Origin of the sequence: Pseudomonas sp. NFACC16-2 (assembly GCF_900119205.1) — a bacterium.
Taxonomy (GTDB): domain Bacteria; phylum Pseudomonadota; class Gammaproteobacteria; order Pseudomonadales; family Pseudomonadaceae; genus Aquipseudomonas; species Aquipseudomonas fluorescens_Q.
This window is the reverse complement of sequence record NZ_FPIX01000013.1, coordinates 108,851-133,984: the sequence shown is the minus strand read 5'-3', so window position 1 is coordinate 133,984 and position 25,134 is coordinate 108,851. Positions and strand designations below refer to the sequence as shown.

The window sequence follows — 25,134 nt, the reverse complement described above, 5'->3', positions numbered from 1 at the left end:
GATCAACTATTGGCTCAACAGGGAAGCGATCCGCCTCGAAGGGCGGTAGAATCCCTCCCACTTTCAGTTATCCACAAGTGGCCGACCCTTGCTTATCGAGTCCCGCCGCCGCGCCTATCTGACCGCCATGCAGGTGGTCAACTGGCTGCCGCGTACCGAATTGCCGTTCGCCGCCCCGTCGCGGCCCGAGCTGTTGGAAACGCCCGAGCCCGAGTACATCGCGCCGGCCAAGACGGTCGCCGAGCCGCCAGCGCCCGCCCCCGAGCGGCCAAAGATCGAAGTGCCGCGCCCGAGCCTGGCCTCGACCCGCACCAATGCCAAGCCGGTTGAGGAGGTGGTCGAGGCGCCGGCCAAGGCTCCCTACGTCGCCCCGCCGCGTTTCGCCCTGCAACTGCTGCGGGCCGGGCGTTGCCTGCTGTTGGTGGAGTTGCCCACGGGCGAGCCGTTCCAAAGCCGCGATCCGGCCTACTTGCTGCTCAAGGACATGCTACGCGCCGCCGGTCTGCCGGACAGCCCGCAAATCATCGGCGAGCCGGTGCGTTGGCCGTTGTTGTCACGCGGGACCATGGATCAGGGGCCGGAAGCGGCGCGGGATTTCGTCCAGGGCTTCGTTTCGGCGCGGCTCGAAGACGAGCCCTGCGTGTGCCTGTGGCTGATCGGCCTGCCAGCGGTGAAGTTTGCCGGCGAGGCGGATGCCGAAGCGTTCAATCGTGAATTGCAGGTCGAAGGCCTGGGCTCGGCCTGGGCGTTGCCCGGGTTGGAACTGTTAATGGAAACGCCACAGCGCAAGGCTGATGTCTGGCAAGCCATGCGCCGGCTGATGGCGCGCTGGAAAGAATCGAATGAGTGACGCTGTATCGTTCCGCCCGATGACCGAGGCGGACCTCGACGCTGTACTGAAAATCGAATACGCCGCCTACAGCCACCCCTGGACCCGCGGGATCTTTCTCGACGGGCTGGGCAAATACCAGATCTGGCTGATGTTCGAAGGCCAGCAGCAAGTGGGTCATGGCGTGGTGCAGATCATCCTGGATGAGGCGCACCTGCTCAATATCACCGTCAAACCGGAAAACCAGGGTCGTGGCCTGGGTTTGCGCCTGTTGGAGCACTTGATGTCGATTGCCTACAAGGCCGAGGCCCGAGAGTGCTTCCTGGAAGTGCGAGATAGCAACCGCACGGCGTTCCGGCTGTATGAGCGCTATGGTTTCAATGAAGTGGGCCGGCGCCGGGATTACTACCCGGCGGTGGGCGGGCGCGAAGACGCGGTGGTCATGGCCTGCACGTTGGTGGACTGAAGCACCGCGACCCCATTTGGGAGCGAGCTTGCTCGCGAAGACGGCGGTACATTCGACATCGATGCAAACTGATCCACCGCTATCGCGAGCAAGCCCGCTCCCACAGGTTCAGGTCAACGCTTGCCATCCAGCGGATCGATATCGGCCATTTCCGCCTCGTCCAGCCCGTCGCCCCCGCCAATATCATTTTCATCCACCACGCTCAGGTCCCAGTCTGCCTGTTCGTCGTCCCCGGTCTCGTGGGCGTCCCGGGCGCCGTCTTCGCGAATGAGGGTTTCCGGGCTCATGTCGTCGTCGGTCGATTCGTGATCATCCGTCGAAGCCCCGGTCATCCCGGCTTCTCGGACGCGTTCGCGAGGTATCAGCTGCTCGCGTTCGTTTTCCGGCAGTTCGTCACCGATCTTCGCGCTGGGTTCTTCTTCGTCGAACTCCAGTTCATGCATCGAGCCCATGCGATCCTCATTGTCGTCAATGGGTTCCGGTTGCGTCGCATCGAAGGGACGTCGTGAATCATTCATGGTAATTCCTCATACTGTGGGCCTTACTGGTGTCGACCGGCAGCGCATCCAGGAATTCCAATGCATCGCCGACGTGACCTTGACCGACGGTCGCTTGTCATAGTTGCGCACTCTCAATCGAGGCTAGACAGCATGAACGAATTACAAGATCTGATTGATAACAACGCGCGTTGGGCCGATGCGATCAAGCAGGAAGATCCTGACTTCTTCTCCAAGCTGGCTCGTCAGCAAACCCCGGAGTACCTGTGGATCGGCTGTTCCGATGCGCGGGTGCCGGCCAACGAGATCGTTGGCATGCTGCCAGGCGATCTGTTCGTACACCGCAATGTGGCCAACGTAGTGTTGCACACGGACCTCAACTGCCTGTCGGTGATCCAGTACGCGGTGGACGTGCTCAAGGTCAAACACATCCTGGTCACCGGTCATTATGGCTGTGGCGGTGTGCGTGCCTCGATGCAGGACCGGCAATTGGGCCTGATCGACGGCTGGCTGCGCTCGATTCGCGACCTGTACTACGAGCATCGCGAGGCCTTGGGCCAATTGCCGACCGAGGAGGAACGTGTCGACCGCTTGTGCGAGCTGAACGTGATCCAGCAGGTGGCCAACGTCGGCCATACCAGCATCGTGCAGAACGCCTGGCACCGCGGGCAGAAACTGTCGATCCATGGCTGCATCTACGGCATCAAGGACGGACGCTGGAAGAGCCTGGACACCACGATCAGCGGTTTCGAACAGCTGCCGCCGCAGTATCGGCTGCGGCCGGTCGGCGCGCCCTGAGTCCGGTTCGTCAGTCGCGGTGACATTGACGGCGCCAGTGCCGTAGAAACTTCATTCCCTGTTCATTAGGCGGTTCGTCATAGCCGGTAATCCAGCCATGACAGTTGTACGAACCGCACCGGCAGGCGAACTGGCGGTACAGTTTCTGTTCGGTACTGGCGTAATCCATCGTCAGGCAGTCGCCTTCATCGATACGGGCCAGTGACCACAGCCACAATTCGCTCATGTCGAGGAAGACATTCGGATTGCAGGAATGCAGCAGCAATCCGGCGAAGCGTGGGTCATACATGTGCACGTCCGGCAGGATCTGCAGCGTGTGCAGGCGCCGTCGGCTCACCAACAGCCCCGAAACCCTGCACATCCTCGTCATGGGAGCGAATGGTTTACGGGCGATGATGCCGTTGCCGCGGCCGTCGGTCGTGTGATGCACTTCGAAGTCGTGCACCGAGGGGTAGCCCAGGCGGGTGCTGAGTTGTTTTTCCGGGTAGATGCAATCCCGGTGCTGTGAACAGGCGCTATCTGTGATGAACGTGGTCATGACAGTCCTTGTCGGTGCTAAACACTCGACTTGCTGGCGCTGGCGATCCTGCCGGCGGTCGTTGAAAAAACCTTGATAGCTTCGCCCAAGTCGGGGGCGTCATCTACTGTCGACTCTGACAGGTGCCAAAGGCGCTTTCCCGCGTCAGCGCCAGCCTACGCGGGAAGACGCCTCAAGGTTTAGACCGCCTCGGCTGGCAGCGGCATGGGTACCTTCAGTTGCGGAAGTTGCGACTTGATCGCCGGTGTTTCGCATTTTTTCGCTGCGTCTTCCTCGCTCAGTTTCCGAACCGAGGTGTAGAACAACTCGCAGGTTTTCTCCTTCTGCGTGACCTGCCAGGTCTGCGTGCACTGGTTCAGCAGAGTGTTCGGGTCGGTGCCCGGCTTGCTGCCCATGCCGGCCTGCCAGCATGCAGCACTCAGGTCCTGGCCCATGACTTTCAGGCCGGCGGCATCAGCCTTGGCTTCGTCTCCATCGTAGTTGTCCTTGTCGGCGGCGTACCAGATGTAGCTCGGATGGTTGGAGCCCAGGACCGGAACCTTGACCCCGCTACCGGTTGTGATGGTCGCCAGGCTGAGCACATTCACGGTCTGGCCGTACTGAGTCTTGATCCAGTTCCGAACGGGCGCTCCGAAGGCGACCATCGGCAATGCGGCGCCGCTGGCGGTTTGGGTGACCTGTGTGACCATGGTGGTTTGGTAATCGTTGAAGTAGCTATAGAGCCCCTCCAGTGTGCTGCCAGCATTGGACGGCGCTGCGATGGGCGCAATGTCGATGATGGTCTGGTAGGCCGGCGTCTGTTCAACCGCAATGCCGTTGACGGTCAGCAGTGTGGCCCAACGATCGGTGGTCGCCGACTCCAGGTAGTCCTGGGCCTGGGTCAGGGAGTAATCCGGCGGGAAGTGCAGCAACTCGACACTCTTGCGGTTTTCCAGGGCCATGCCCAGCGGCAGGAACAGGTACCAGTTATAGGACCATTTCTTGTCGCTGTTGAGTTTGGATGCGCCGTTGTACGCCAGGTCCCCGGCGTCAAGCAGGGCCTTGAGTGGTTGGCCGTAGCTCTTCGGTACGCCACTGATGCTGGCATAGACCTTGTCATTATCGATTTTGACGTGGACCTTGGCCGTGCCATAGCCGTCGCGCTGCACGCTTTGGGTCAGGTAGTGCTCGACGGTCTGCTCCAGGGTCCAGTCGCGAAAGCAGATGACGTTGCAGTTGTTGGGGTAGGCGAAGAGCCGAGTGACGCGTTCGGTGCTGCCCAGTTGTACGTCAATGTCGGTGGCGTGGGCGGCGGCACTGAAGGCCAGGGCGGCAAAAGAAAGTACGGCGAGTTTGGACATGCTCAGATCCTTTTCAGCGTGTGGGCCCCTCAAAACAGGGCGCATCCATACTGAAACAGACCGGGCCGAAGAAGAAGTGGGCCGATGGAAATTTCGGCCCTTTTTTATGGCTTTATGGCATCACTGGCGGCAAATAACTCAATGTCGTCCCCAGCGCCCATAGCAGTACCAGCACCAACGGCGTATGCACCAGCAACTGCACGAAGGAAAAACCGATCAGGTCCCTGGCCTTCAGCCCCAAGACCCCGAGCAACGGCAGCATGTAGAAGGGGTTGATAAGGTTCGGCAGCGCTTCGGCGGCGTTATAGATCTGCACTGCCCAGCCCAGGTGATAGTTCAGGTCGTTGGCCACCTGCATGACGTAAGGCGCTTCAATGATCCACTTGCCGCCGCCAGAAGGAATGAAAAAGCCCAGTACCGCCGAATAGACACCCATCAACAGGGCGTAGGTGTCATGGGAGGCGATTTGTACGAAAAAGGTCGAGATGTGGTGGGCCAGGGTCTGGGCATCGCTGCCTTTGACCGTGGTCAGCAACGCGGCAATCGAGCCGTACAACGGAAACTGGATCAACACGCCGGTGGTCGTCGGCACTGCACGGGCCACGGCGTCGAGAAAGCTGCGCGGCCGCCAGTGCAGCAAGGCGCCCAGCATGATGAACAGGAAGTTATAGGTGTTGAGCCCGGAAATGGCGCTGATCGCAGGCTTGGTCGAGAACTCGTGGAACAGCCAGCCGGCCGCCAGCAGCACCAGGGCGATGATCAACAGTGGACTGTGTTCCAGCCATTCCCCCGGGCGGGTACGGGGCTGCAACGCCGGCATGCTGAAACTGGGGTCGATACCACAAGCGGCGGCGTCACGGGCACTGTTCGGCCCGGGAGCTGTGGCGTAGGCGACGATCAAGGAAATCACGATCAGCGCCAGCAACATGACCCCAGACTGCCAGAGAAAAATGGTCTGGGTAAAGGGAATGACGCCCGTAATCGACAGGATCGAGGGCGGGAGGCTGGCCGGGTTGGCCTGCAATTGCGCTGCCGAAGAAGACAAACCCAGGGCCCACACTGCGCCCAGGCCCAGGTAAGCAGCGGCCCCGGCGGCGCGATAGTCCATTTTCAAGTCGGTGCGCCGGGCGAGGGCGCGCACCAGCAAACCGCCAAACACCAACGACAGGCCCCAGTTGAGCAACGACGCGACCATGGAGATCAGCGCCACCCATGCCACGGCGGAGCGACCGTTGGTCGGAATCCGTGCCAGGCGGTCAATCAATTTGACGGCCGGTGGCGAACTGGCGACCACGTATCCGCCGATCACCACGAAGGCCATTTGCATGGTGAACGGGATCAGGCTCCAGAAGCCGTCGCCGAACGCCATGGCCGCCGCCGTGGGCGTGGCGCCGATAAATTGTGTCGCCACGGCGACCACCAGCACCGCCAGCGCGGCGAAGACCCAGGAGTCGGGAAACCAGCGTTCGGCGAAACTGGAACAGCGCAAGGCGAAGCGGGCGGAACGGCTGTCTTCGATGTCGGTGGTCACGGCTATTACCTCGTTTTTATGGTTATGGGTATTGATGGCGGCAAAGGCTTCAAGGTCAGGCGCAACAGTAGAACAATCCAGTGACCATGGAAGGCTTATCGGGTTCGAGGGCGTCCTGGAGTATTTTCACTGGGGGCTCGAGGTGCTCTTTAGAAAAAAATCGCCGGGCCGATGGCGAGGGAACAGCATTTAATTCTCCTGCTGTCGGAGCTGCCCATGTTTAACAACCGCCTGAAGCAGGAGCTGCTGGCTCTTCGCCAAGAACTGTCCAGCCTTGCGCAAGTCAAGGAAAGCCTGGATCGCGAAATGCTTGGCCTCACCCTGGACGCCGATGGACGGATTCAATCGGTCAATCAGAACTTTCTCGACGAGATGCGCTACAAGAGCCAGGACTTGATTGGCCGGGCTGTGGATGAGCTGGTCCCTGGGTATTTGAAAACCAATGAGTTCCAGGTTCGCTTCAAGTCGGCGTTGACCCGTGGCGAGCACTTTTCCGGCGCCGTGCGCCTGCTGCGAGGCAATGGCCAGGAAGCCTGGCTGCGTTCGATCCTCCAGCCCGTACGAGGGGCTGACGGGCGGGTCCGCTTTTTTTCGATGTACTCCAATGACCTGACCCGAACCATCGAGGCTTCCCGCGAGCATGAAAACCTCATTGGCGCATTGGTGCGTTCAACGGCGGTGATCGAATTCGATCTGGGCGGTCACGTACTGACGGCCAATGATCGTTTCCTCAACGCCATGGGTTACAGCCTTGCACAAATCAAGGGCAAGCATCACCGCGTGTTTTGTGAACCTGAGGAATACAACAGCGCGGCCTACGAGCAGTTCTGGAGGCGCCTGAACAGTGGTGAATTCGTGGCTGGCCGCTTCAAGCGTATCGACAGCAGTGGTCGTGAGGTCTGGCTGGAAGCCTCCTACAACCCGGTGCTCGATGCCAATGAGCGGCTTTACAAAGTGGTCAAGTTCGCCACCAACATCACCGACCAGGTCAATCAGGAAAAAGCCGTCGCCGAGGCGGCCAACATCGCCTACAGCACCTCGTTGCAGACTGACAACAGCGCCCAGCGCGGCACGACGGTGGTAACCCAGGCCGTGGACGTGATGCGCGACCTGGCCCGGCACATGCAAACCGCTGGCGAAGGCATCGAGGCGCTGAATGAGCAATCCCTGGTGATTGGTACCATCGTCAAGACCATCAGCGGTATCGCCGAACAAACCAACCTGCTGGCGCTCAACGCTGCAATCGAAGCGGCCCGGGCCGGCGAGCAAGGTCGCGGCTTTGCGGTGGTGGCCGATGAAGTGCGACAACTGGCATCGCGTACCAGCCAGGCGACCGATGAAATCGTTGGCGTGGTCCGCCAGAACCAGGACATGGCCCGCAACGCCGTGGCCCTGATGACCGACGGCCAGCACCAGGCCGAACACGGCCTGGCCTTGGCAGCCGAGGCGGGAACGGTGATCGTCGAGATCCAGGACGGGGCGAAGAAAGTGGTCGATGCGGTGAGCCAGTTTGCCAATCAGCTATCGACCTAAGCTTCGCGTATTATTGTTTTTTACATATTAATTATTGTTTTGTGATAATTTCATGGCTATGTTCTGGGCTCCTCTTATTCTGTTGGAGCCTCAACATGCGTACGAATCGTCTTGCCCTGTACAGCCAGCGGATGGCTGCCATAACGCTTTTCTTCATCGTCGCGATGATGGCCGTCAATGCCGCGGCCTGGCTCTTTCCTGATGTTGCGTCACGATACGGCCTGGGATTTGCCCTGACCGAACGACAGCTGTCGAGTTTGTCCGAAGAGGCGTTGCACTTGACCGGCTGGCAATCGCTAGGCGGCATTTTGCTTTCGAGTATTCCTTTGGTGGCGTTGGCGGCTGGCTTGGCCAACTTGCGGCAGTTGTTCAAGCGGTATGCCCATGGCCAGTATTTTTCCAGCGAAGCGGCTGTCTATCTGGGCAAGGTCGGGCGCGCGGTTGCGCTGTGGGTGTTGTTGGATTTCCTGTGCGAGCCGTTTCTCAGCCTGCTGATGACAATCCATGCGCCGGTTGGCCAACGATTGTTGACCCTCAGTATTACCGCCCCCTCCTTTGTGGCTTTGTTTCTTGCGGCCTGTATTGCGATCATTGCCCGGATCCTGTCCCAAGCCAGTGAAGTCGACTCAGAAAACCGAACTTTCGTTTGAGAACCCCATGCCTATTGTGATTCAACTCGATGTAATGCTGGCGACACGCAAGGTCAAATCCAAGGACCTCGCCGCCGCCATAGGCATTACCGAAGCCAACCTTTCCTTGCTCAAGCAAGGAAAGGTCAAGGGTATACGCCTGGCGACCCTCGAAGCCATTTGCAGTTATCTGCAATGTCAGCCCGCCGATCTGCTGGTCTATCAGCCCCAGAGCGAGGTTGATCAATCCCCCAGTGCTTGACCCTCACGCCGTGGGTCCGCCCCGCCAGCCAGTGTGGTTTTCCCTTGCGCATCGCGCACCCGGACAATCGCCTGGGTGCCGCTGGTCATATCAATTTCGCTCACCTCATGGCCTTTGTCCTTCAGCGCCTGGATCAGCGCCGGGCTGAATTGGCCCCGCTCCAGTTCGGTAGGGCCGTTGCGGCTGCCGAAGTTGGGAAGGTTGATGGCGGTTTGCGGGTCGAGGTCCCAATCCAACAGGCCAATCATTGACTTGGCGACGTATTCGATGATCTGAGAACCACCCGGGGAGCCGACAGCGGCCACCAATTCCCCCCGCCGATCGAAGATCAGCGTCGGTGCCATGGACGAGCGTGGGCGCTTGCCCGGTTCGACACGGTTGGCGACTTTTTGCCCATTCTCTTCGGGGATGAACGAGAAATCGGTCATCTGGTTGTTGAGCATGAAGCCCTGGACCATCAAGTGTGAGCCGAACGCCGATTCCACCGTCGTGGTCATGGACACGGCGCCCCCCTGGTCATCCACGGCCACCACTTGCGAGGTGGAAATACGCAGGGGGGAACGGTCCGGGGCGTAGGCCACCTGGATGCCCGGTGGCGTGCCGGGCTTGGCGACGCCCATGCTACGAGGGCCGATGAGGCTGGCGCGGCTGGCCAGATAACCAGCATCGACCAGGCCTTTGAGCGGCACGGCGACAAAATTGGGGTCGGCAATGTATTGGGCGCGGTCGGCATAGGCCAGGCGCTCGGCTTCGGCGATCAGGTGCACCGCGTCGGGGGCGGGTTCAATGCCGGCGGGCTTGTCAGTCTTGACGGGTTTCAAAGGCGCGAGGGCCGCGTGGCTGTCGCGCTGTTCCAGGGCCTGCAACGTCCCGAGGATCTGCGCCACGGCAACCCCGCCCGAAGACGGTGGTGGCATGCCGCAGACTTGCCAGCGCTTGTAGTCGGTGCACAACGGTGCTCGTTCCCGCGCGGTGTAGCCCTGGAGGTCGTTCAGCGAAAGGCTGCCGGGGTTGGCGTGGCCTTGTACCTTGGCGACGATCTCCTCGGCGATCGGGCCTTTGTACAACGCGTCGGGACCTTCGTTGGCGATGCGCTTGAGCACGCCGGCCAATGCTGGATTTTTCAGCACGGTGCCAACCGCCTTCGGGCTGCCATCGGCATTGAGAAAGTAAGCGGCCATGTCTGGCGAACCCGGCAGGGAGGCGTCGGCGGCGATCAGCGAGTGCAGTCTGGGCGAGATCGCGAAGCCCTGTTCCGACAGCGTGATGGCCGGCTCGAACAGCGTCGCCCATTTGAGGCGGCCATGTTTGCGATGGGCCAATTCCAGCCCGCGCAACACCCCCGGTGTACCCACGGAACGACCGCCGATCTGCGCCGCCGTAAAGGGCATGGGTTTGCCGTCGGGTTGCAGGAACAGTCTTTCGGTGGCGCCAGCCGGTGCCGTTTCGCGCCCGTCATAAGTGCTCACAGCCTTGCCGTCCCACAACACAATGAATGCACCACCGCCGATGCCGGAGGATTGTGGTTCCACCAGGGTCAGCACGGCCTGCATCGCAATGGCCGCGTCGATGGCCGAGCCTCCGCGTCGCAACATCTCCCGCCCGGCCTCGGTCGCCAACGGGTTGGCCGCGGCTGCCATGTGCTTGTCGGCGTAGCGGGTCTGCAGATCGGTACGGAAGCCGGAGACGACCTCTGGAGGGGCGGGCAATGCCGGTGTCGCTATGGAGGAGGGGGGCGCCTTACAGGCCGCGAGTGTTAGAGCGACAGCCAGCAACGAAACGGCTGACAGGCGATGGAGGTTCGGTTTCAGATCTGTAAGCACGTGTCGCTCCATCCGTGGACTTGGGGGTATAGAGATCGACTGTAGCGATGCGAGGCGCGGGGCGCAAATCAACACGAGGCTGGTCGCCTTGATTTCCGGCTTGCCCGGCTGCACCGTGGCGAGGGAGCTTGCTCCCGCTTGAGTGCGCAGCGCTCACAAAAAAAAAGGGGCTGCTGCGCAGCCCAGCGGGAGCAAGCTCCCTCGCCACGGTGCAACGAATAAATCTGAGAGCGCAGGCACTTTTCTCGAGGCATAAAAAAACGGCCTATCTTTCGATAGGCCGTTTTTAGTACTTGGTGGCTACACAGGGACTTGAACCCCGGACCCCAGCATTATGAATGCTATGCTCTAACCAACTGAGCTATGTAGCCAAGTGGCGCGCATTATTCGCCGGTAACGAAGATGTGTCAAGCGTAAATCTGAAATATTTCTCTGCGCTTTCAACCGCTTAACAATCCTCGCTGCAAATCGCCATCAACCGAGCTGAAATCTCCCTGTGTTGGCACTCAGAGCCCGGCTTCCCTGGCTCAGGGTATCCGCCGCCAGGTTCACGGCCCTTGCGCCTTCAAGCAAACGCATTGCTGCCTGGTCGACCTGCTGGATATTGCCGCTGACCTCATCGGCGGTGCTGGCTTGCTCATCCACGGCGGTGGCGATTTGCGCCAGGGTATCGGTGACGCTTTGCACCGCGCTGGCAATTTCTCCCAGCCGTTCGCCAAGGCCGGTGACGGCTTGGGCGTCGGTCTGGGCCTGGCCGCAGGCGGCTTCCATCAGGCTGACGGCTTCGTTGACCGTGGCGCGCAGGCTGTCGACGGTGGCGGCAATCTGTTGTGTGGAGGATTGGGTGCGTTGCGACAGGCTGCGCACCTCGTCGGCCACCACCGCGAAACCACGGCCCTGTTCCCCGGCGCGAGCGGCTTCGATGGCGGCATTGAGGGCCAAAAGGTTGGTCTGCTCGGCCACGCCACGAATGGTATCGACCACCAGTTGGATCTGTTGCCCCTGTTCGCTGACCCGCCCCAGTGCGGCGGCGGTTTCGTTGAGACGCTGGTTGAGCTGCTGGATGCTGGCCGTGGTGCGTTGGCTGTCGCGGCTGCTGTCGGTGGCGATGCGGCGGGTCTGCTGGGCGCTATCGGAGGCCTGTTCACAACTCTTTGCCACGCCCTGGGAGGTGGCGGCCAGTTGTGTCGCGGCGGCAGCGATCTGGCTGATCTGCATCTGCTGGGCTTCGACTTCGCCCAGGGCGCCGCTGGAATGGGTATTGAGGGTGCGTACAGCGTTGCTCAACTGCAACGTTTCGTGGTCGACCCCCAGCAGGCTGTTGCGCAATTGCACCACGGCGACGTTGAGAGCGGTGCTGATGGCCGCCAGTTCATCGCGCCCTTGCACCGGCACTTGCAGGCTGAGATTGCCGTCGCGCAGGGCTTCGGCCAGCAGGGTGATGCCGCTGGCGCTGCGCCGGATCGACGCTTGCAGGCAAACAAAAAGATACAGCGCCGCCAGTAGCAGGCAGCCCAGTACCGTCGCTACCAGGGTGAACTGGCGAATCGCCGAACCGTGGTAGTGGTCCAGCCGCGTATCCAGTGCCACCAGTGACTGTTGCCGCAGGGTCGCCAGGTCGGCGAGGAGGGCGTCCATGTGTTTTTCGAAGTCTTCGGGCTTGAGATTGATGGAACCGCCGAACACGCCGTCATCCAACACTTTCAGGCCAGCATCCAAGTGCTTGAGGCTGCCCTGGTATTGTCCGGCCCAGGTTTGCAGATCGCTGGGCAGGCGGGTTTCCAGCAGCGCTCCGGTCTTGACCAACTGGTCCCGGGCGTCACCGATACGGCTGCGCAGGTCCCGCAGTTGCAGGCGACTCTGCAACGTGAACTGGCCTGATACCACGGAGGCTTGTCCAACGCTGGCCAGGCGACCGACCCGTTCGATCAGGTCCGGCGTCTGTTGGGTGGAAATCTGTGTCAGTAAATACGTTTCCAGCCAGGAGGCGAGGGTCAGGCGGTTGTCCATGACCATCTGTTCGCGCAAGGCTTGCAGGGCGCTGAGGGCGGCAGTGAAGCGGTCGTAGCCATCCGGCCACCAGCCCACGCTGCCCAGGCTTTTCGAATCCAGACCGTTGAGGCTGGTTTGCAGGGCTTGATAGCGGGCGAGGGTATCGGCTTCGACTCCTTCGGTTTGCAGGGCGTTGCCCAGGTCACTGGCGGCCTGGGTAAGGGCCGGTTGCACTGCGTCATACGCTGCCATGGCGGCCAGCGTCGCGGGTGTCGGCTGCCGATTGGTTTCGGTGGCACGCCAGCGGGCTGCGCGGTTGCGCTGGGCGGTGAGCAGGTTGTCCAGGTTATCCAGGGCCAGCAACTGGCGCACCCCGGCGCGTTCCCCGGAAATCAGGCTGAGTTTGTCGCGATAGTCCTGGCCGATGAGCCACAGGCTGCCCATGAGCGGCAGGATAAAAAGCAGGAACAGCAATTGGAATTTGCGGGCGAAGCCGAAATGCCCCAACAACCTGATTCCAGGTGATAAAAAAGCCTGCATGCCCATACTCCCCTGAACACCCTTGCACTATTTTTGTGCGCTTTCTACACAAGTGTAGAAGCAGGTGCTCTTTTAAAAGGCCTCGAAAGTTTGTCCAAATCGGCTTGGTAGGCCAGCTCTGTAGCGAAACTTCCCATTCTCGGTCCCCTTTGTAAGGAGCCGTGTTGTAGACCGTTAACAAGGCAAGATTCAGACCATGGCGTTGGGCTATCACCTTGGAGTTCGACAATTTTTCGAGGTCGATAGCTAGCTAAGGGGATAGCCTGGCTGCACCGAAAAATGGCACATTGACGCACCTGCCCGTGTGCACCCTCTGTCGTATGGAAACTCCCATGACTATCAGCAATACCCAGGCCGAGATCCCAGTCGTTGCCGCCACTGCGCAAAGCAGCCCGTTGGTCATGCGGATCATCGGTGCCGTGGCGCTGGCGCATCTGATCAACGACTTGATCCAGGCCGTGCTGCCCTCGATTTATCCGATGCTCAAGGACAGCTATGGCCTGACGTTCACTCAGGTTGGCTTGATCACGCTGACGTTCCAGTTGACCGCCTCTTTGTTGCAGCCTTGGGTCGGCTATCACACTGACCGGCACCCCAAGCCCTGGCTGCTGCCGGCCGGGACGGTGTGCACGTTGATCGGCATTGTGATGATGTCCATGGTCGGCAGTTTTGCCTTGATCCTGTTGGCAGCGGGATTGATCGGTATTGGCTCGTCGACCTTTCACCCGGAAGCGTCGCGGGTGGCGCGATTGGCCTCGGGCGGCCGTTATGGGCTGGCGCAATCGACGTTCCAGGTGGGCGGTAACGCCGGCTCAGCGTTCGGCCCGCTGCTGGCGGCGGCGATCATCATTCCCTATGGGCAAGGCAATGTGGCCTGGTTCGGGTTGTTCGCCCTGTTAGCGCTGTTCGTGCTGTACCGCATCAGCCGCTGGTACGCCAACCACCTGAACTTGTTCAAGCTCAAGCAAGGCCAAGCGGCCACGCATGGCTTATCCAAAGGCCGGGTCTTGAGTGCGCTGGTGGTATTGGGGCTGTTGGTGTTTTCCAAGTATTTCTACATGGCCAGTTTCACCAGCTACTTCACGTTCTACCTGATCGAGAAGTTCGACTTGTCGGTGGCCTCTTCGCAATTGCACCTGTTCCTGTTCCTCGGGGCAGTGGCGGCGGGGACTTTCTTCGGCGGACCGATTGGCGACCGGATCGGGCGCAAGGCGGTGATCTGGTTCTCGATCCTCGGCGTGGCACCGTTCACCCTGATCCTGCCTCACGTTGACCTGTTGTGGACCAGCATCCTCAGCGTGGTTATCGGCTTCATCCTGGCCTCGGCGTTCTCGGCCATCGTGGTGTATGCCCAGGAGCTGGTGCCGGGCAATGTCGGGATGATCGCCGGCGTGTTCTTCGGGCTGATGTTCGGTTTCGGCGGGATTGGCGCGGCGCTGCTGGGACACCTGGCGGACATCCGTGGCATCGAGTATGTGTACTGGTTGTGCTCGTTCCTGCCGCTGTTCGGGGTGTTGGCGATTTTCTTGCCGAGGACTCGAAAGGCTTGAGGCGCGAAGGTCCATGTAGCTGAGCCGAGGCCAACGCGAGCTTGCTCGCGAAGGCGTCGGCACATCCAGCATCATTGCAAACCGACCCAGCACCTTCGGAGCAAGCCCGCCTGTCAACACGGCTTTTACTTCGAGCGCAATTCCCGCTCCTCATGCCTGCGATTTCACCTCTCAAGGACGGTAGATACTGGCCTGGATGGCGCCGGGGTATTGCTTGTACCCGCCCGTGTTGCACAGTGGTGTCGACAGTTGATAATCACCCGCCGTCGTGGCGTTGGCGGTGCGCACATTGCCGGCCGCAAACCCAGAGTAATCCTGAAAGGCATCGAACGAGGCGATTGGCTCGTCGAAGTAGTTGCCACGGGAAGGGTCGAAAATCGAGAGCGTGATCGCTACGCCACCAGGAAATGCTGCTTCGGCCTCGATCAACACGGTCTCGTAGGGATACAGGGTTTGTGGGGACGGCCCTGCGGAGGTGGGGGACGGATTGAACACGGTGGCCACCAGCGTGTTCGGGCTCAGGTTGGTAAGCGCGATTACCAGGTAATTGGCGGCGTTGCCGCTGTAGGTGTAGGGCCGCGTCATGGCGAATGCCCAACCGTTCCTGTTGTTAAAGAAGTCGTCCTTCGAGCCGCCGTTGTCCCAGACCTGGGTGAGCGCGATTTCTTGCGGATAGATTGACCAATCCGTCGAATCGGCGATCCAGTATTTGAAGTAGGTCCCGTCGATCGCGGGTGTGATGTACTGCGCATAGGCGGGCACACCGTCGATGGGGTTGTTATTGACGTCCAGGTATTGATAGATCTGGAATTTGGTCGGCAGCAGCATTTGCATCACCGACAGCACGTAGCCCTGCTTGGCGGCTTTCACCATATTTCCAGTTTCACCGGAGTTCCAGAACAATCCGTCGGGCGCAGTGGAAGCGATCAGCGTATAGGTGATTTTCAGCTTGGCCCAGTCGGTCAGTATCGTGGTTTCCATGGTGTCGAACGTGTCCAGCAACCCTTCGAAGGTAGCGCTCAATTGTCCCCACAGGTCGGCATAGGCTACCTGGAACAGGCTGGGAGAAACGTTCGAGGTCTGGGCCGCGACCGCCACATTGATACCGCTCTGGAGAACGTTGGCCGCGACGGCGAAATAATTGATGTCGCCTTCCATCGTTTCAGCCGAGAGCACCGTGTAGATGACGCCCGAGAGCACCGCCAGGATGATGCCGCCGATATTGGTCGAATCACCGTCCTCGAACCCGGCATCCAGCCCAAGTTCGGAGAGCAACGCCCCCTGGTCCTCGAACAACAGGGTGTGGAAACTGGTGTAGCAGGCGAACAGGCTGTTGACGGCGCTCGCCGCGCTGAGCTCCAACTTCAACTGGTCCACTACGGGGTGCCAGACTTGCGGTGGGAACGCGCTGTAGTCCAGGCCGAGCATGTCTTGCCGGTAATTGTCCAGGGTGCTGGCGCCATTGGTGTACTGCTCGCGCAGGATCAAATGGGGCTGATTGTTCATGGCCGCCAGTTTGTTGTTGATCCAGTCATAGACAGCCTGTTGGTCAGGTGTAAAGGCCGGGAAGGCCGGGTCGGACGCCGGCAAGGCCATGATGCTGTCCAGAGGCGTGGTAGGCGTGAAGTACCATTGGCTCGAGGTGTCGGTGTCTTGCATCTGTACCGAGCCCCCCGTGATATCGACACTCAGATACTGATTCGACGCGCTGTTCTGGATGGTCGTGGGGCCGAGTCCCGTTCCCCACAGCCAAGTCTGCTCGACCGGGACGGGTACGCTCTGGGTGGTGTTGATTGGCGTACTGCTGCCGGCATCCTGACCCAGCACCAACCCGGCGAGCAGGCCACTGAGCAGCCGTCCATCGGCGGTGACTTGCCAGATCTGGTTGGGCGAACCGGCCACGAAAGGGCTCAGCGTCACGCCGTCGGAACTGGCGGTGAGTACAAAGGGCACGCCTTTCTCGGGCGCGACGAGGCGGCTTTGTACATTGACCCAGCGAGTCGGCGGCCAAACCTGATAGTGATTGCTGCTTGAGGCCCAGCAGGCTTGGTTGAGGGTGTTGTACAGCACGAGGTTGCCGTCGGTCTGGACGAGCAGTTCCTGTGGGTCGATGCCGTTGGTGTAGGGTGACCATGCCACGTTGCCGTCGCTGGTACCCAGGACCAGGTTGCCATCGGTCTGGACATCGAAGTAGGCACCATTGTTGGTGCCAGTGGCCCAGATCGCGCTACCGGTGAACGAGCTGTTGGCCGCCACGGGACCTGTGACGACCTGGTACAGCACCAGGTTGCCGTCAGGCTGCAGCAGCAACACGTAACCGTTGTCGGCCGCTGCCGCCCACTGGCCAGGCAGCATCCGCGTGTTGGGTGGAATGTTGCCGTTGTCAGCCTGGACCGGATCGCCGAGCGGGACCGTGAGGAAGGCGCTGGGGTTGGTGGATGTTGCCAGCGTTATATCGCTCAGGTTGTTCATGTGGATCTCCTTTTCACGACATTGGTTGGACGCCTTGCGGTTGTTTGCGCACGTGAGGGCGCGCAGTGCATGGGCATGCCTGCGCTCCCAAGAGTCCGGCGCGCTTGTGCCTGCTACGCCGATGCATTGATCGGGAAGTCTTTTCAAGTGTCGGGTTGCGAAGTCCCGGAGCGAATCAATCGTTCCCGGACTTGAGGTGGCCGAGGGAATGCTCAGCCAGGGAGGTGCCGTTCAATGTCGCCAGTGGCTGGCAGCACTGCACAAATGACGGGGGCGGGTCTCTTCGTATATCCGTGGTTTGCGAGACTGTGCATGAGAATCTCCCTATCTATGCGGAACAAGGCGTTCGAGCGTTGTGCCTTGCAGGACGCGCATGGAGTGTAGCTCGGCACCCATATCTTGCCTGAGCCCTCCCTTTTGCGCGGTGGTGGCCAGTGCCGTGCAAGGAGTGAGTCCAAACTTGAAACGCTGTGAATCTTGTACTTGATGAGTACGTTGCCGTTGCGACTAAAGTACTGGTTTGCATAATCCTTAAGTGGGTATTTGTATAAAGGTTGGTCGTGTTAATTTGCTGTTGTGGTTAATGGTTAGAAGGGAATCTGCAGCATTATTCAAGGGTGACCCCTGTGGTGACTGAAAAAGCAGGTTTTCACATTCTTTCCACCTATCGCCCTTATTGTCCCGGACATAAGGCCTTCGGTTCTTGGTTTGATGACCTCTTCTGCGCTGCGGGCGGACAGGGGTTGCGCCCCCACCTGCCATATTGAAATTCTTATAAAGAGCTGTATCGCCAAGTTCTTCCAAGGTATTTGCCTTGGGGACGGCGTAGCAGCCGTGATCGATTGTGATGCCGTGTCGTGCATACGTTAGATGCTGCCGTCTTTTGACGTTGGCCATAAATAGAATCAGGCGGGGAATGATATGAAGTTCAAGTCATTGCAGGCACGCATTTGTGTCACGGCAGGCGTATGCCTGTTTGTTTCATCCATCAGCCTGATTGTCTACGGGCTCTTCAGCGCCCGGGCCAACGAGCAATATGTTTCGACCGAGGTCAGCGCACTGGTTGAAAAATCAGCGATCCGGGAAATCCAGAACCTGGCCGAGTCCCGGGCCAACGCCATCCAGGCCAAGTTGCAGAATGCGCTGGATGCAGCCCGCACCATGGCCAATGCCTTTGCCGCCAGCAAGGCCTCGCAAAGCCCCCTGGCTTTGGGCCGTGAACAGATCAACAGCGTACTGCTCAGCGTCCTCAAGGATAACCCGGACTTCAACGGCACCTATTCCTGCTGGGAACCGAATGCGTTGGATGGGCAGGATCCCGCGTTCCGCAATGCAGAGGATGGCAATAACCCGCTGACCGGGCGCTTCACGCCTTACTGGACGCGCAGCGCCGATGGCCGCGTCGCGGTGCAACCATTGGTCGAGTATGACTCCCCGGACCGTCATCCCAACGGTGTGCCCAAGGGTGGCTGGTACAGCGGCCCGCGCGACACCCTCAAGGAAAGCGTGCTCGACCCCATTCCTTATGTGGTCCAGGGGAAAAACGTCTGGCTGACCACCTTGTCGGTGCCCATCGTATCCAACGGCAAGTTCTACGGTGTGGTCGGGGCTGACTTCGATATCGCGTTTATCCAGAAACTCAGCGAGCAGATGTCTGCCGATCTCTACGGCGGCAAAGGCACGGTTTCGATCTTGAGTAACCAGGGCTTGGTGGTCGCGGACAGCCAGCGGACCGACCTGATTGGCCAGCCGATCAAGGCGTTGTTGCCGGACTCATGGGAAAAAGTGCTCCGCGATATCCAGGGCGGTCGGGGTGATGGCCTGCTCAATGCGCAAACACAGAACATCGAAGTGCTGATGCCCATTGCGCTCGGTCGCACGGGCAAGCCCTGGGCGGTATTGATTCGCCTGCCCAAGGCAGTGGTCTTGAGCCAGGCCATCGCCCTGGAGCAGGAACTGCAAGCGCGCAGCCTAGACAACAGCATCTGGCAGGTATCGGTAGGGTTGGTCATTTCGTTGTTGGCCCTGGCTGCCCTGTGGTATGCCGCGGCAAAAATCGTTGGGCCGATTCGCGAAGCCGCCGCCTTGGCCGCCACCATCAGCCTGGGGGATTTCTCTCGTCGCCTGGTGCAGAAATCCGAAGATGAGGTCGGGCAGTTGTCTGCGGCCCTCAACGACATGTCTGAAAGCCTGCAACGGCAGGTGCGGGTGGCCGAGCGTATTTCCGAAGGTGACCTGGATCTGGAGGTCCGCTTGTCTTCGCCCCATGACACCCTTGGCAAGTCATTGGAGAAAATGGTCAGCAACCTGAACCAGCTGATTTCCGAGGTTCAAATCAGCGCCACCCAGATCACCGGCAGCTCGGCGCAGGTCACCGACTTGAGTCAGTCACTCTCCGACGGGGCTTCCAATTCCGCCTCGTCCATCACCGAAATCAGCGCGGTGATGACGCAGATGGCCGCCCAGACCCGGGACAATGCCGCCAACGCCAAGAAGGCCGATGAGCAATCCCAGGCCTCGCGGGCCGATGCCGGGGAAAGCGACAAATTGATGAGCGAACTGATAGCCGCCATGGCCGAAATCGACAACTCGGGCAAGGACATCACTGCGATCATCACTACCATCGACAACATCGCCGCACAAACCAACCTGCTGGCCTTGAACGCGGCGATCGAGGCTGCCCGGGCTGGTGAGCTTGGGCGCGGTTTTGCCGTGGTCGCCGATGAAGTGCGTAGCCTGGCCGCCCGCAGTGCCGAGGCCGCCCAGCAGACTGCCGCGCTGATCGCCGATTCATCGAGCAAGACTCAGCGTGGCATGATCATCGCCGGCCGGACCGCCGAATCGCTGAAGAACATCGTCAGTGGAACCAGCGCGGTTTCCAACCTGGTTTCGCTGATCTACCAGGCCTCCAGCGAGCAGGCTTCCGGCTTGCAGCAGGCCAGTATCGGGCTTGAGCAGATCGACGAAGTGACGCAGAAAAACCAGTCGAATTCGCAAGAGTGTGCAGTGGCGGCCAAGGACCTTTCAGAGCGAGCTTCCCTGATGCAGCGGGTGTTGGGACGCTTCAAGGTCAAAAGAGGCTAATGGGCATCCGTGGCGAGGGCGGAAATTCCCTCGTCACGGCGATCACAAACCTCGAATGAACCGCATTACGACATAGCAGGCTTTTTGTTATCCTCCCCGCCTTCTTTCATGGACGAATACCGGGACAAGCTATGGCTAACAACCCCCCGTCACGCACCGGGACGATACTGCTGGGCCTGCTTTTTGCGCTGATCGGCATTGGCTTGCTGGGCATTGCCGTCAATCTCACCCTCGACCGTCGCGACTTCCTCGCGCGGGCACAGACCGTCGATGGCATCGTCAGCCACTTGAACGCCGGTGGTTCGCATCCCGAGATCGCCTTCACCACCGTCAGTGGTGAAAAAATTTCCTACCCCCAGGGCGGCTTTATCTTCGGCTATCAGAAGGACCAGCCGGTGCGGGTGCATTACCTGCCCGAGCAGCCGACGGCCAGCGCCATCGTCGATGCCCCGGCGGCACTGTGGGGCACTTGCGGTGTGCTGGGTTTTCTCGGCCTGGTGTTCACCCTTGTCGGCCTGCTGAAAGCTACCCGCCAACGCGGTCGCGATGCGGTTCATTCACATAAAGGACTTTGAACGTATGAGCTACAACATCCCACTCCCGGTTAATGAAAGTCGCTGGCAGTACCAGACCGCTAGCGGTGGTGGCCTGACCGTGGTCATGGTGGCTGGCAGTGGTGGCTCGATTATCCTGCGCTCGCCCCAGGGCGAAGACGTCAGCTACCGCTATGGCGGGGTCGGCGTGGGTGTCGGATTTGGCGCCAGGCTGCCGCGCTTCGGCAAGATCAATATCCAGATCAAGGGCAAGGGTGTGGCTGCGGCCGGTGCGGCAGAGGCGTTTCCCAGCACCGGTAAGGTGTTTGTCAGCGACGCCCTGGTCGATCGCGACCTGACCAGTGACGATATCACCGGCCCTTGCATGTATACCGAAGTGGGCGTGGGCCTGGGGATCGGCGGTTCGGCCACAGCGCTGCTGTTCGGGCTCGATCCCAAGTTGCTGGCGCTGTCGGTGGCACTGAGCTCCAACCCGGCAACCTCGCTCATCGCTTCGACCACGGTCAACCGGCAACTGGCACGCTCGGCCAAGGGCGCGGTGGTCATGGCCGGGGTGAACGCCGGCCTGCAGGCCGGTGGTGGCGCGGCGATCTACATGGGCTACCTGTTCTAGTCAGATTGTGCGAGCGGACAACAATCCCGGCATCTAGAACCTGTGGGAATGAGTTTGCTCCCGCAGGGAGTTGCGCCCATAAAAATTGGTATGTGCCGAAAGCATAATGAAAATATCAGTCATCGCTTCGCTAGGGCTTTTATCGCTCGTTCAAACATCACTGGCCTTTGCGGATAATGCCAATGGTAAAAATCTCTATCTACAGAGATGTGCCATGTGTCATGGGGCGGATATCAAGGGGACAGGGCCGTTGGCGCATAAAAGCGATCCTCCTACGCCTGACCTTACAACGTCCGCTTTCAAGAAACGACTGAGTGATTATCCGGGTGTCATTGTGTCGTCGGTCATACTGCGACCCAATGGGGATTTGATTCCGAGGACTTTGCGAGAGAATGGTGTGAAGCTATCGCCGTATCCTTGGAGCGTTAAGGATTTTCGCGATTTGAATCAGTATATGAGTGGCGTGATTTCAAAGAGCCGATGATCTCTGGGTGCGATAGAGACGGTTTGGGAGGGTGTGTGTATCCGTTTCTGCGGTAAGGGCTACTGGCGGCCGATACTGGCAAGAAGAATCTAATAAACAGCTCATGCAGGCTGCCCATGCGTGATGGTTCGTATGGATCAATTGCCGTGGTGACGGTTCGCCGGCAAAGCCAGCGCGACGCCCCCCAGTACCACGGCTGAGACCATCAACAAGCGGATCGACATAGGCTCGCTCAAGAGCCAGACGCCCCCCAACGCAGCAATGATGGGTACGCTTAATTGAAGGGTTGCCGCTTGCTGCGAGCTGATTTGCTTAACCGTGCCGTACCAGAGCGCATAGCCGCAACCTGACGCCAATACACCTGAAGCCAGCGCGTACAGCACGCCAGGCGAACTCATGTGAGCACCACTTCCGAAAGCCATGCCGGGGCCAAGCAAAAACAGCAACGGAAGGCTTCTTGCAAAATTGCCCGTGGTGTCGGCGAGCGGGTTGGCGGACCTTTTGCCGAGCACCGAGTAAATGCCCCACGCCACTCCCGACATCGCCATGAGCAATGCGCTGCCAATAGGCGGCGCATCAGCGCCCGGCAGCAACATTGCAAGCAGACCGCAGAACGCCGTTATCATGCCTATCAGCACTTTTTTCTGAATCTGCTCTCCTTCTTGCCAGGAAAGGATGAACATCGTGATTTGCACCGCTCCAAACAGGATCAGGGCGCCCACGCCTGCACCTAGCTGAACATAGGCAATGGAGAAAAGGTAGGCGTAAAGAAAAAGAGAAAGGCCACCCCTCCAGCTACCGCCGATGCTTGGACGAGGATTACGACGCCTGATCAAGAGCAGCAGAAATACCCCGCCACTGAGTAACCGAATCGCCGTGAATGAATCGGGGTCAATTTGACCGTTCATCAGTGCCTGGCGGCAAAAAATCGAATTTGCTGCGAAGGCAACCAGGCACAGAATCGCCTGCAATGCCCAGATCGAACGGCTGGTTTCATTGCGGTCTGGGTCAGTTATCGCAGTCATCAGGCAAACGCTCCAACCAATAGAAAAACTTTACTGACTTGCTCTGTAGTTGCCGAAATTGAGCTCAACAATTCAGAGCTAATGGAATCTTTGGAGATCAGTAGGGTTCTCCACAACGAAGATTTTCTATGTCGGATGCGTAGATTTAATCAGTCGCGATGCGGCGTTTGTTTTCACACCATGACTTCATTCGAGCTGAATGCCCCCCCCTACATAGCCCAGCTCGCAACAGGAGTCTTATATGCTCACCGGTAAAACAGCGTTGATCACTGGCGGTAACTCAGGCATCGGCCTGGCCACGGCGAAGGTGTTTCTGGCTCACGGTGCGCGCGTTGCGATCACCGGCCGCGATGCGGATAAATTGGCGGCGGCGCGCAGAGAGCTTGGCCCAGGTGTTATCACGTTGGTCGCTGATGTAAGTTCAAGCGAGCAACTCCGGCAAATGGCGAAGGTTGTCGAGCAGGAGTTCGGCGGCTTGGACATCTTCTTCGCCAATGCTGGAGTCGCGTTTGGAACGCCGCTGTCCAGCACGACCGAAGAGCAGTACGACAGGCTTATGGATATCAACGTGAAGGGCGTTTTCTTCTCGGTACAAGCCATTGAGCCGATCATGCGCCCGGGCGGCTCTATCATCCTTTCCACATCCTGGCTCAATCAGGTTGGTACACCGGGCCGGACGCTGTTATCGGCTTCCAAGGCTGCTGTCCGCTGTTTCGCGCGTACCCTCTCGGCAGAGTTGTTGGAGCGCCGCATTCGAGTCAATGCGGTCAGCCCCGGTGCTATCGAAACCCCGATTCACCATCAGCCAAACCAAAGTGAAGAGGAGTACCGTGCTTATGCCGAGCGAGTGGGTGCGCAAGCGCCCATCGGCCGTATGGGGCGCGCTGAGGAAGTTGCGGCGGCGGTGCTCTTTTTAGCCAGTGATGCTTCAAGCTACATGCTGGGTGCTGAAGTAGTCGTCGATGGTGGCAGGGCAGAGTTGTGATGAAGGAGCTTGTTAACGACGACCGCCAAAAAAGGGCAATTGTGCATAGCTCTACGCTGCCATGGATTCATAGCCCGATCGCAGGAGTGGATCGGCGCCCTTTGTATCGGGTCGGTGGCGAACAGGCGCGGGCAACTTCAATGGTGCGGTACGCTCCCGGCAGTGCGTTCAGCGCGCATGTTCACTCGGGCGGAGAGGAGTTCCTGGTGTTGGAGGGTGTCTTTGAAGATGAACACGGCCGATATCCCGCAGGTACTTATGTACGTAATCCTCCTGGCAGCCGGCACGCTCCAGGAGCGAGCTGCGGCTGCACAATCTTTGTTCGCTTGCGCCAGTTCCATCCCGCAGACCGGCACCCGGTAGTCTTGCGTATTGGAACTCAAAACAATCAGCTTCTGTACGAGAGTGAGCATGAGCGCGTCTGGGTGGAGGCTATACCGGCTGGAACCCTGCAGACTCGAGCTAATCACAGAGGACTGGAGTTGCTGGTGCTGGAGGGCGAATTGATAGGCGAAGGTTTCCTGCTGCAACCACTCAGTTGGTTGCGTTTACCGCAGGGCGAACACTTTGTGGTGAAAGCGGGCACGCAAGGTGCTCGCGTCTGGATCAAGGATGCTTCGCCAGATCTAGGCGTGTGATCCGGCTTGTTCTGCCTCGGCAATCAACCAGTCCCGGAAGGCTTGGATTTTCGGTAGTTCACTGCACTCAGCGCGGTAGACGACGTAATAGGCCTGGGTCAACGGGCAGTCCAGCCCTTTGTCCGCAAACGGCCGTATCAGGCGGCCCGTCGACAAATCATCGCGCACCATCACGCTGCGGGCGAGCGCCAAGCCTTGGCCGTCTATCGCGGCTTGCAGGACTGAAGCCGAGTTGTTGATCCGCAATCCGTGGTCAGACTTGATGTGCGTAAAACCAGAGGCGTCCAGCCACATTCGCCACGTGGGATAGTCACGATCGTTGGCCATGGATAGATCATGGATCAGCGTGCAATCGGCCAAAGCCTCGGCTATCAGCTTGCCGTCCTTGAGCAGAGGGAAGTCGGGCGCGCAGACGGGGAACATCACCTCATCCATCAAGTGCACGGCGATGAGACCTGGCCACTTTCCTGCACCGTATCGCACTCCGACATCGATGCGCTCGACCTGAAAATCCACGGATCGAGCGTTCGTGTCCAGCAGTACATCCAGATCCGGGTGGTCCTGCTGAAAGCGCTCGATTCGTGGCAGTAGCCACTTGGATGCGAAGGCCGGGCTCACCGTGACCGTAAGCCCGGCATATACGCTGGCATCCTTTAGCCGGGCGAGACCAATCGACAGCCGATCAAACCCCTCTCTGATATCCGGCAAGGCCACTCGGGCGACGTCCGTGAGCATCAGGCGCGCAGTACCGCTACTCGCGCGCGTGAACAGGGAAATACCCAGCCACGACTCCAAGTTACGGACCTGTTGCCCCACGGCGGCTGGCGTGACGTTCAGTTCGGCGGCGGCTGCGGAGAAGCTTTGGTGCCGCGCGGCGGCTTCGAATGCACGCAGGGCGTTTAGATAAGCGGGAGTGGTCATTGATAGTTTTTCTATCTCTTAAAACAAAAT

22 protein-coding genes, 1 tRNA gene and 2 pseudogenes are annotated in these 25,134 nt (G+C 59.6%); 15 read left to right on the top strand and 10 right to left on the bottom strand.

Annotated elements, in window-relative coordinates:
* Positions 1–88: 88 nt before the first annotated feature.
* Both BT116_RS13870 and rimI read left to right on the top strand, forming a co-directional pair.
* Positions 89–850: an energy transducer TonB gene (locus BT116_RS13870; protein WP_072344571.1), complete on the top strand. Its 762-nt coding sequence runs from the start codon at positions 89–91 to the stop codon at positions 848–850.
* On the top strand, positions 843–1,295 hold the full coding sequence (gene rimI / locus BT116_RS13865) for a ribosomal protein S18-alanine N-acetyltransferase (protein ID WP_047229376.1): 453 nt from the start codon (positions 843–845) through the stop codon (positions 1,293–1,295). The genes BT116_RS13870 and rimI overlap by 8 nt, the downstream gene beginning before the upstream one ends.
* A 113-nt stretch (positions 1,296–1,408) precedes the next feature.
* On the opposite strand, the gene BT116_RS13860 is transcribed toward rimI, so the two are convergent.
* Positions 1,409–1,813, bottom strand: coding sequence for a serine kinase/phosphatase (locus BT116_RS13860; RefSeq protein ID WP_072344568.1), 405 nt, complete (start codon positions 1,811–1,813; stop codon positions 1,409–1,411).
* Positions 1,814–1,945: 132 nt separating this feature from the next.
* Between BT116_RS13860 and can the strand changes: the two genes are divergently transcribed.
* Positions 1,946–2,590 carry a carbonate dehydratase gene (gene can, locus BT116_RS13855; protein ID WP_058546018.1) on the top strand — a complete coding sequence of 215 codons (645 nt, stop codon included), beginning with the start codon at positions 1,946–1,948 and terminating at the stop codon, positions 2,588–2,590.
* Between the two features lie 10 nt (positions 2,591–2,600).
* Here can and BT116_RS13850 read toward each other — a convergent pair whose 3' ends face one another.
* The 3 genes from BT116_RS13850 to BT116_RS13840 form a co-directional block, all read right to left on the bottom strand.
* The gene (locus BT116_RS13850; RefSeq protein WP_072344566.1) at positions 2,601–3,128 is read right to left on the bottom strand and encodes an SET domain-containing protein; all 528 of its coding nucleotides are present in this window, start codon (positions 3,126–3,128) and stop codon (positions 2,601–2,603) included.
* Between the two features lie 179 nt (positions 3,129–3,307).
* A complete protein-coding gene (locus tag BT116_RS13845; protein WP_063324368.1) occupies positions 3,308–4,468 on the bottom strand; it encodes a hypothetical protein in 1,161 nt (386 codons plus the stop codon).
* Between the two features lie 112 nt (positions 4,469–4,580).
* Entirely contained in the window at positions 4,581–5,999 is a 1,419-nt protein-coding gene (locus tag BT116_RS13840) for a short-chain fatty acid transporter (protein ID WP_072344564.1), read from the bottom strand.
* Positions 6,000–6,170: 171 nt separating this feature from the next.
* Between BT116_RS13840 and BT116_RS31820 the strand changes: the two are divergent.
* The 4 genes and pseudogenes from BT116_RS31820 to BT116_RS13825 form a co-directional block, all read left to right on the top strand.
* Positions 6,171–6,992: pseudogene (locus BT116_RS31820) on the top strand (PAS domain-containing protein); the annotation flags it as partial.
* A gap of 108 nt (positions 6,993–7,100) precedes the next feature.
* Entirely contained in the window at positions 7,101–7,532 is a 432-nt protein-coding gene (locus BT116_RS31815) for a methyl-accepting chemotaxis protein (protein ID WP_370873836.1), read from the top strand.
* Between the two features lie 95 nt (positions 7,533–7,627).
* Complete coding sequence (locus tag BT116_RS13830; RefSeq protein WP_072344559.1) at positions 7,628–8,182, top strand: DUF2975 domain-containing protein; 555 nt, start codon at positions 7,628–7,630, stop codon at positions 8,180–8,182.
* A gap of 7 nt (positions 8,183–8,189) precedes the next feature.
* Positions 8,190–8,423 carry a helix-turn-helix domain-containing protein gene (locus BT116_RS13825; protein ID WP_063324371.1) on the top strand — a complete coding sequence of 78 codons (234 nt, stop codon included), beginning with the start codon at positions 8,190–8,192 and terminating at the stop codon, positions 8,421–8,423.
* On the opposite strand, the gene ggt is transcribed toward BT116_RS13825, so the two are convergent.
* The 3 genes from ggt to BT116_RS13810 all read right to left on the bottom strand — a co-directional run bounded on the left by ggt (position 8,405) and on the right by BT116_RS13810 (position 12,778).
* The gene (gene ggt, locus BT116_RS13820) at positions 8,405–10,258 is read right to left on the bottom strand and encodes a gamma-glutamyltransferase (RefSeq protein ID WP_072344557.1); all 1,854 of its coding nucleotides are present in this window, start codon (positions 10,256–10,258) and stop codon (positions 8,405–8,407) included. The genes BT116_RS13825 and ggt overlap by 19 nt on opposite strands.
* A gap of 282 nt (positions 10,259–10,540) precedes the next feature.
* Positions 10,541–10,617: transfer RNA gene (locus tag BT116_RS13815), tRNA-Met, on the bottom strand.
* Between the two features lie 103 nt (positions 10,618–10,720).
* Positions 10,721–12,778, bottom strand: coding sequence for a methyl-accepting chemotaxis protein (locus BT116_RS13810; protein ID WP_072344554.1), 2,058 nt, complete (start codon positions 12,776–12,778; stop codon positions 10,721–10,723).
* A gap of 332 nt (positions 12,779–13,110) precedes the next feature.
* Here BT116_RS13810 and BT116_RS13805 point away from each other — a divergent pair, with 332 nt between their 5' ends.
* On the top strand, positions 13,111–14,328 hold the full coding sequence (locus BT116_RS13805; RefSeq protein ID WP_072344551.1) for an MFS transporter: 1,218 nt from the start codon (positions 13,111–13,113) through the stop codon (positions 14,326–14,328).
* A 171-nt stretch (positions 14,329–14,499) separates the two neighbouring features.
* Here the strand turns inward: BT116_RS13805 and BT116_RS13800 are convergent, their stop codons facing one another.
* Entirely contained in the window at positions 14,500–16,800 is a 2,301-nt protein-coding gene (locus BT116_RS13800) for a calcium up-regulated protein (RefSeq protein ID WP_072344548.1), read from the bottom strand.
* A gap of 921 nt (positions 16,801–17,721) precedes the next feature.
* Here BT116_RS13800 and BT116_RS31810 point away from each other — a divergent pair.
* The 5 genes and pseudogenes from BT116_RS31810 to BT116_RS13780 form a co-directional block, all read left to right on the top strand.
* Positions 17,722–18,984 (top strand): annotated as a pseudogene (locus tag BT116_RS31810) (HAMP domain-containing protein); the annotation flags it as partial.
* Positions 18,979–19,884 (top strand): methyl-accepting chemotaxis protein, encoded by a 906-nt coding sequence (locus BT116_RS31805; protein WP_371856169.1) that lies wholly within the window; start codon positions 18,979–18,981, stop codon positions 19,882–19,884. The pseudogene BT116_RS31810 and the gene BT116_RS31805, both read left to right, overlap by 6 nt.
* A gap of 131 nt (positions 19,885–20,015) precedes the next feature.
* The gene (locus tag BT116_RS13790) at positions 20,016–20,459 is read left to right on the top strand and encodes a DUF3592 domain-containing protein (protein ID WP_072344543.1); all 444 of its coding nucleotides are present in this window, start codon (positions 20,016–20,018) and stop codon (positions 20,457–20,459) included.
* 4 nt (positions 20,460–20,463) lie between these two features.
* On the top strand, positions 20,464–21,051 hold the full coding sequence (locus tag BT116_RS13785) for a hypothetical protein (protein WP_014340199.1): 588 nt from the start codon (positions 20,464–20,466) through the stop codon (positions 21,049–21,051).
* 106 nt (positions 21,052–21,157) lie between these two features.
* Entirely contained in the window at positions 21,158–21,535 is a 378-nt protein-coding gene (locus BT116_RS13780) for a c-type cytochrome (protein ID WP_072344540.1), read from the top strand.
* Between the two features lie 137 nt (positions 21,536–21,672).
* Here BT116_RS13780 and BT116_RS13775 read toward each other — a convergent pair whose 3' ends face one another.
* Positions 21,673–22,563 (bottom strand): DMT family transporter, encoded by an 891-nt coding sequence (locus tag BT116_RS13775; protein ID WP_371856168.1) that lies wholly within the window; start codon positions 22,561–22,563, stop codon positions 21,673–21,675.
* A gap of 238 nt (positions 22,564–22,801) precedes the next feature.
* On the opposite strand from BT116_RS13775, the gene BT116_RS13770 reads away from it, so the two are divergent.
* Together BT116_RS13770 and BT116_RS13765 are read left to right on the top strand one after the other, a co-directional pair.
* On the top strand, positions 22,802–23,545 hold the full coding sequence (locus BT116_RS13770; RefSeq protein WP_072344533.1) for an SDR family oxidoreductase: 744 nt from the start codon (positions 22,802–22,804) through the stop codon (positions 23,543–23,545).
* On the top strand, positions 23,545–24,183 hold the full coding sequence (locus BT116_RS13765) for a cupin domain-containing protein (protein ID WP_072344530.1): 639 nt from the start codon (positions 23,545–23,547) through the stop codon (positions 24,181–24,183). Before BT116_RS13770 ends, BT116_RS13765 begins: the two co-directional genes overlap by 1 nt.
* Here the strand turns inward: BT116_RS13765 and gcvA are convergent.
* On the bottom strand, positions 24,172–25,104 hold the full coding sequence (gcvA, locus tag BT116_RS13760; RefSeq protein ID WP_072344528.1) for a transcriptional regulator GcvA: 933 nt from the start codon (positions 25,102–25,104) through the stop codon (positions 24,172–24,174). The two genes, BT116_RS13765 and gcvA, sit on opposite strands and share 12 nt — an antisense overlap.
* Positions 25,105–25,134 lie beyond the last annotated feature (30 nt).

What these genes read in the sequence shown, in the direction of transcription:
- BT116_RS31805 (WP_371856169.1), top strand. Translation starts at nt 18,979, where the DNA reads ATGTCTGAAAGCCTGCAACGGCAGGTGCGGGTGGCCGAGCGTATTTCC.
- BT116_RS13850 (WP_072344566.1), bottom strand. Translation starts at nt 3,128, where the DNA reads ATGACCACGTTCATCACAGATAGCGCCTGTTCACAGCACCGGGATTGC.
- BT116_RS13845 (WP_063324368.1), bottom strand. Translation starts at nt 4,468, where the DNA reads ATGTCCAAACTCGCCGTACTTTCTTTTGCCGCCCTGGCCTTCAGTGCC.
- BT116_RS13780 (WP_072344540.1), top strand. Translation starts at nt 21,158, where the DNA reads ATGAAAATATCAGTCATCGCTTCGCTAGGGCTTTTATCGCTCGTTCAA.
- rimI (WP_047229376.1), top strand. Translation starts at nt 843, where the DNA reads ATGAGTGACGCTGTATCGTTCCGCCCGATGACCGAGGCGGACCTCGAC.
- can (WP_058546018.1), top strand. Translation starts at nt 1,946, where the DNA reads ATGAACGAATTACAAGATCTGATTGATAACAACGCGCGTTGGGCCGAT.
- BT116_RS31815 (WP_370873836.1), top strand. Translation starts at nt 7,101, where the DNA reads ATGCGCGACCTGGCCCGGCACATGCAAACCGCTGGCGAAGGCATCGAG.
- gcvA (WP_072344528.1), bottom strand. Translation starts at nt 25,104, where the DNA reads ATGACCACTCCCGCTTATCTAAACGCCCTGCGTGCATTCGAAGCCGCC.
- BT116_RS13830 (WP_072344559.1), top strand. Translation starts at nt 7,628, where the DNA reads ATGCGTACGAATCGTCTTGCCCTGTACAGCCAGCGGATGGCTGCCATA.
- BT116_RS13770 (WP_072344533.1), top strand. Translation starts at nt 22,802, where the DNA reads ATGCTCACCGGTAAAACAGCGTTGATCACTGGCGGTAACTCAGGCATC.
- BT116_RS13790 (WP_072344543.1), top strand. Translation starts at nt 20,016, where the DNA reads ATGGCTAACAACCCCCCGTCACGCACCGGGACGATACTGCTGGGCCTG.
- BT116_RS13805 (WP_072344551.1), top strand. Translation starts at nt 13,111, where the DNA reads ATGACTATCAGCAATACCCAGGCCGAGATCCCAGTCGTTGCCGCCACT.
- BT116_RS13810 (WP_072344554.1), bottom strand. Translation starts at nt 12,778, where the DNA reads ATGCAGGCTTTTTTATCACCTGGAATCAGGTTGTTGGGGCATTTCGGC.
- BT116_RS13825 (WP_063324371.1), top strand. Translation starts at nt 8,190, where the DNA reads ATGCCTATTGTGATTCAACTCGATGTAATGCTGGCGACACGCAAGGTC.
- BT116_RS13860 (WP_072344568.1), bottom strand. Translation starts at nt 1,813, where the DNA reads ATGAATGATTCACGACGTCCCTTCGATGCGACGCAACCGGAACCCATT.
- BT116_RS13785 (WP_014340199.1), top strand. Translation starts at nt 20,464, where the DNA reads ATGAGCTACAACATCCCACTCCCGGTTAATGAAAGTCGCTGGCAGTAC.
- ggt (WP_072344557.1), bottom strand. Translation starts at nt 10,258, where the DNA reads ATGGAGCGACACGTGCTTACAGATCTGAAACCGAACCTCCATCGCCTG.
- BT116_RS13800 (WP_072344548.1), bottom strand. Translation starts at nt 16,800, where the DNA reads ATGAACAACCTGAGCGATATAACGCTGGCAACATCCACCAACCCCAGC.
- BT116_RS13765 (WP_072344530.1), top strand. Translation starts at nt 23,545, where the DNA reads ATGAAGGAGCTTGTTAACGACGACCGCCAAAAAAGGGCAATTGTGCAT.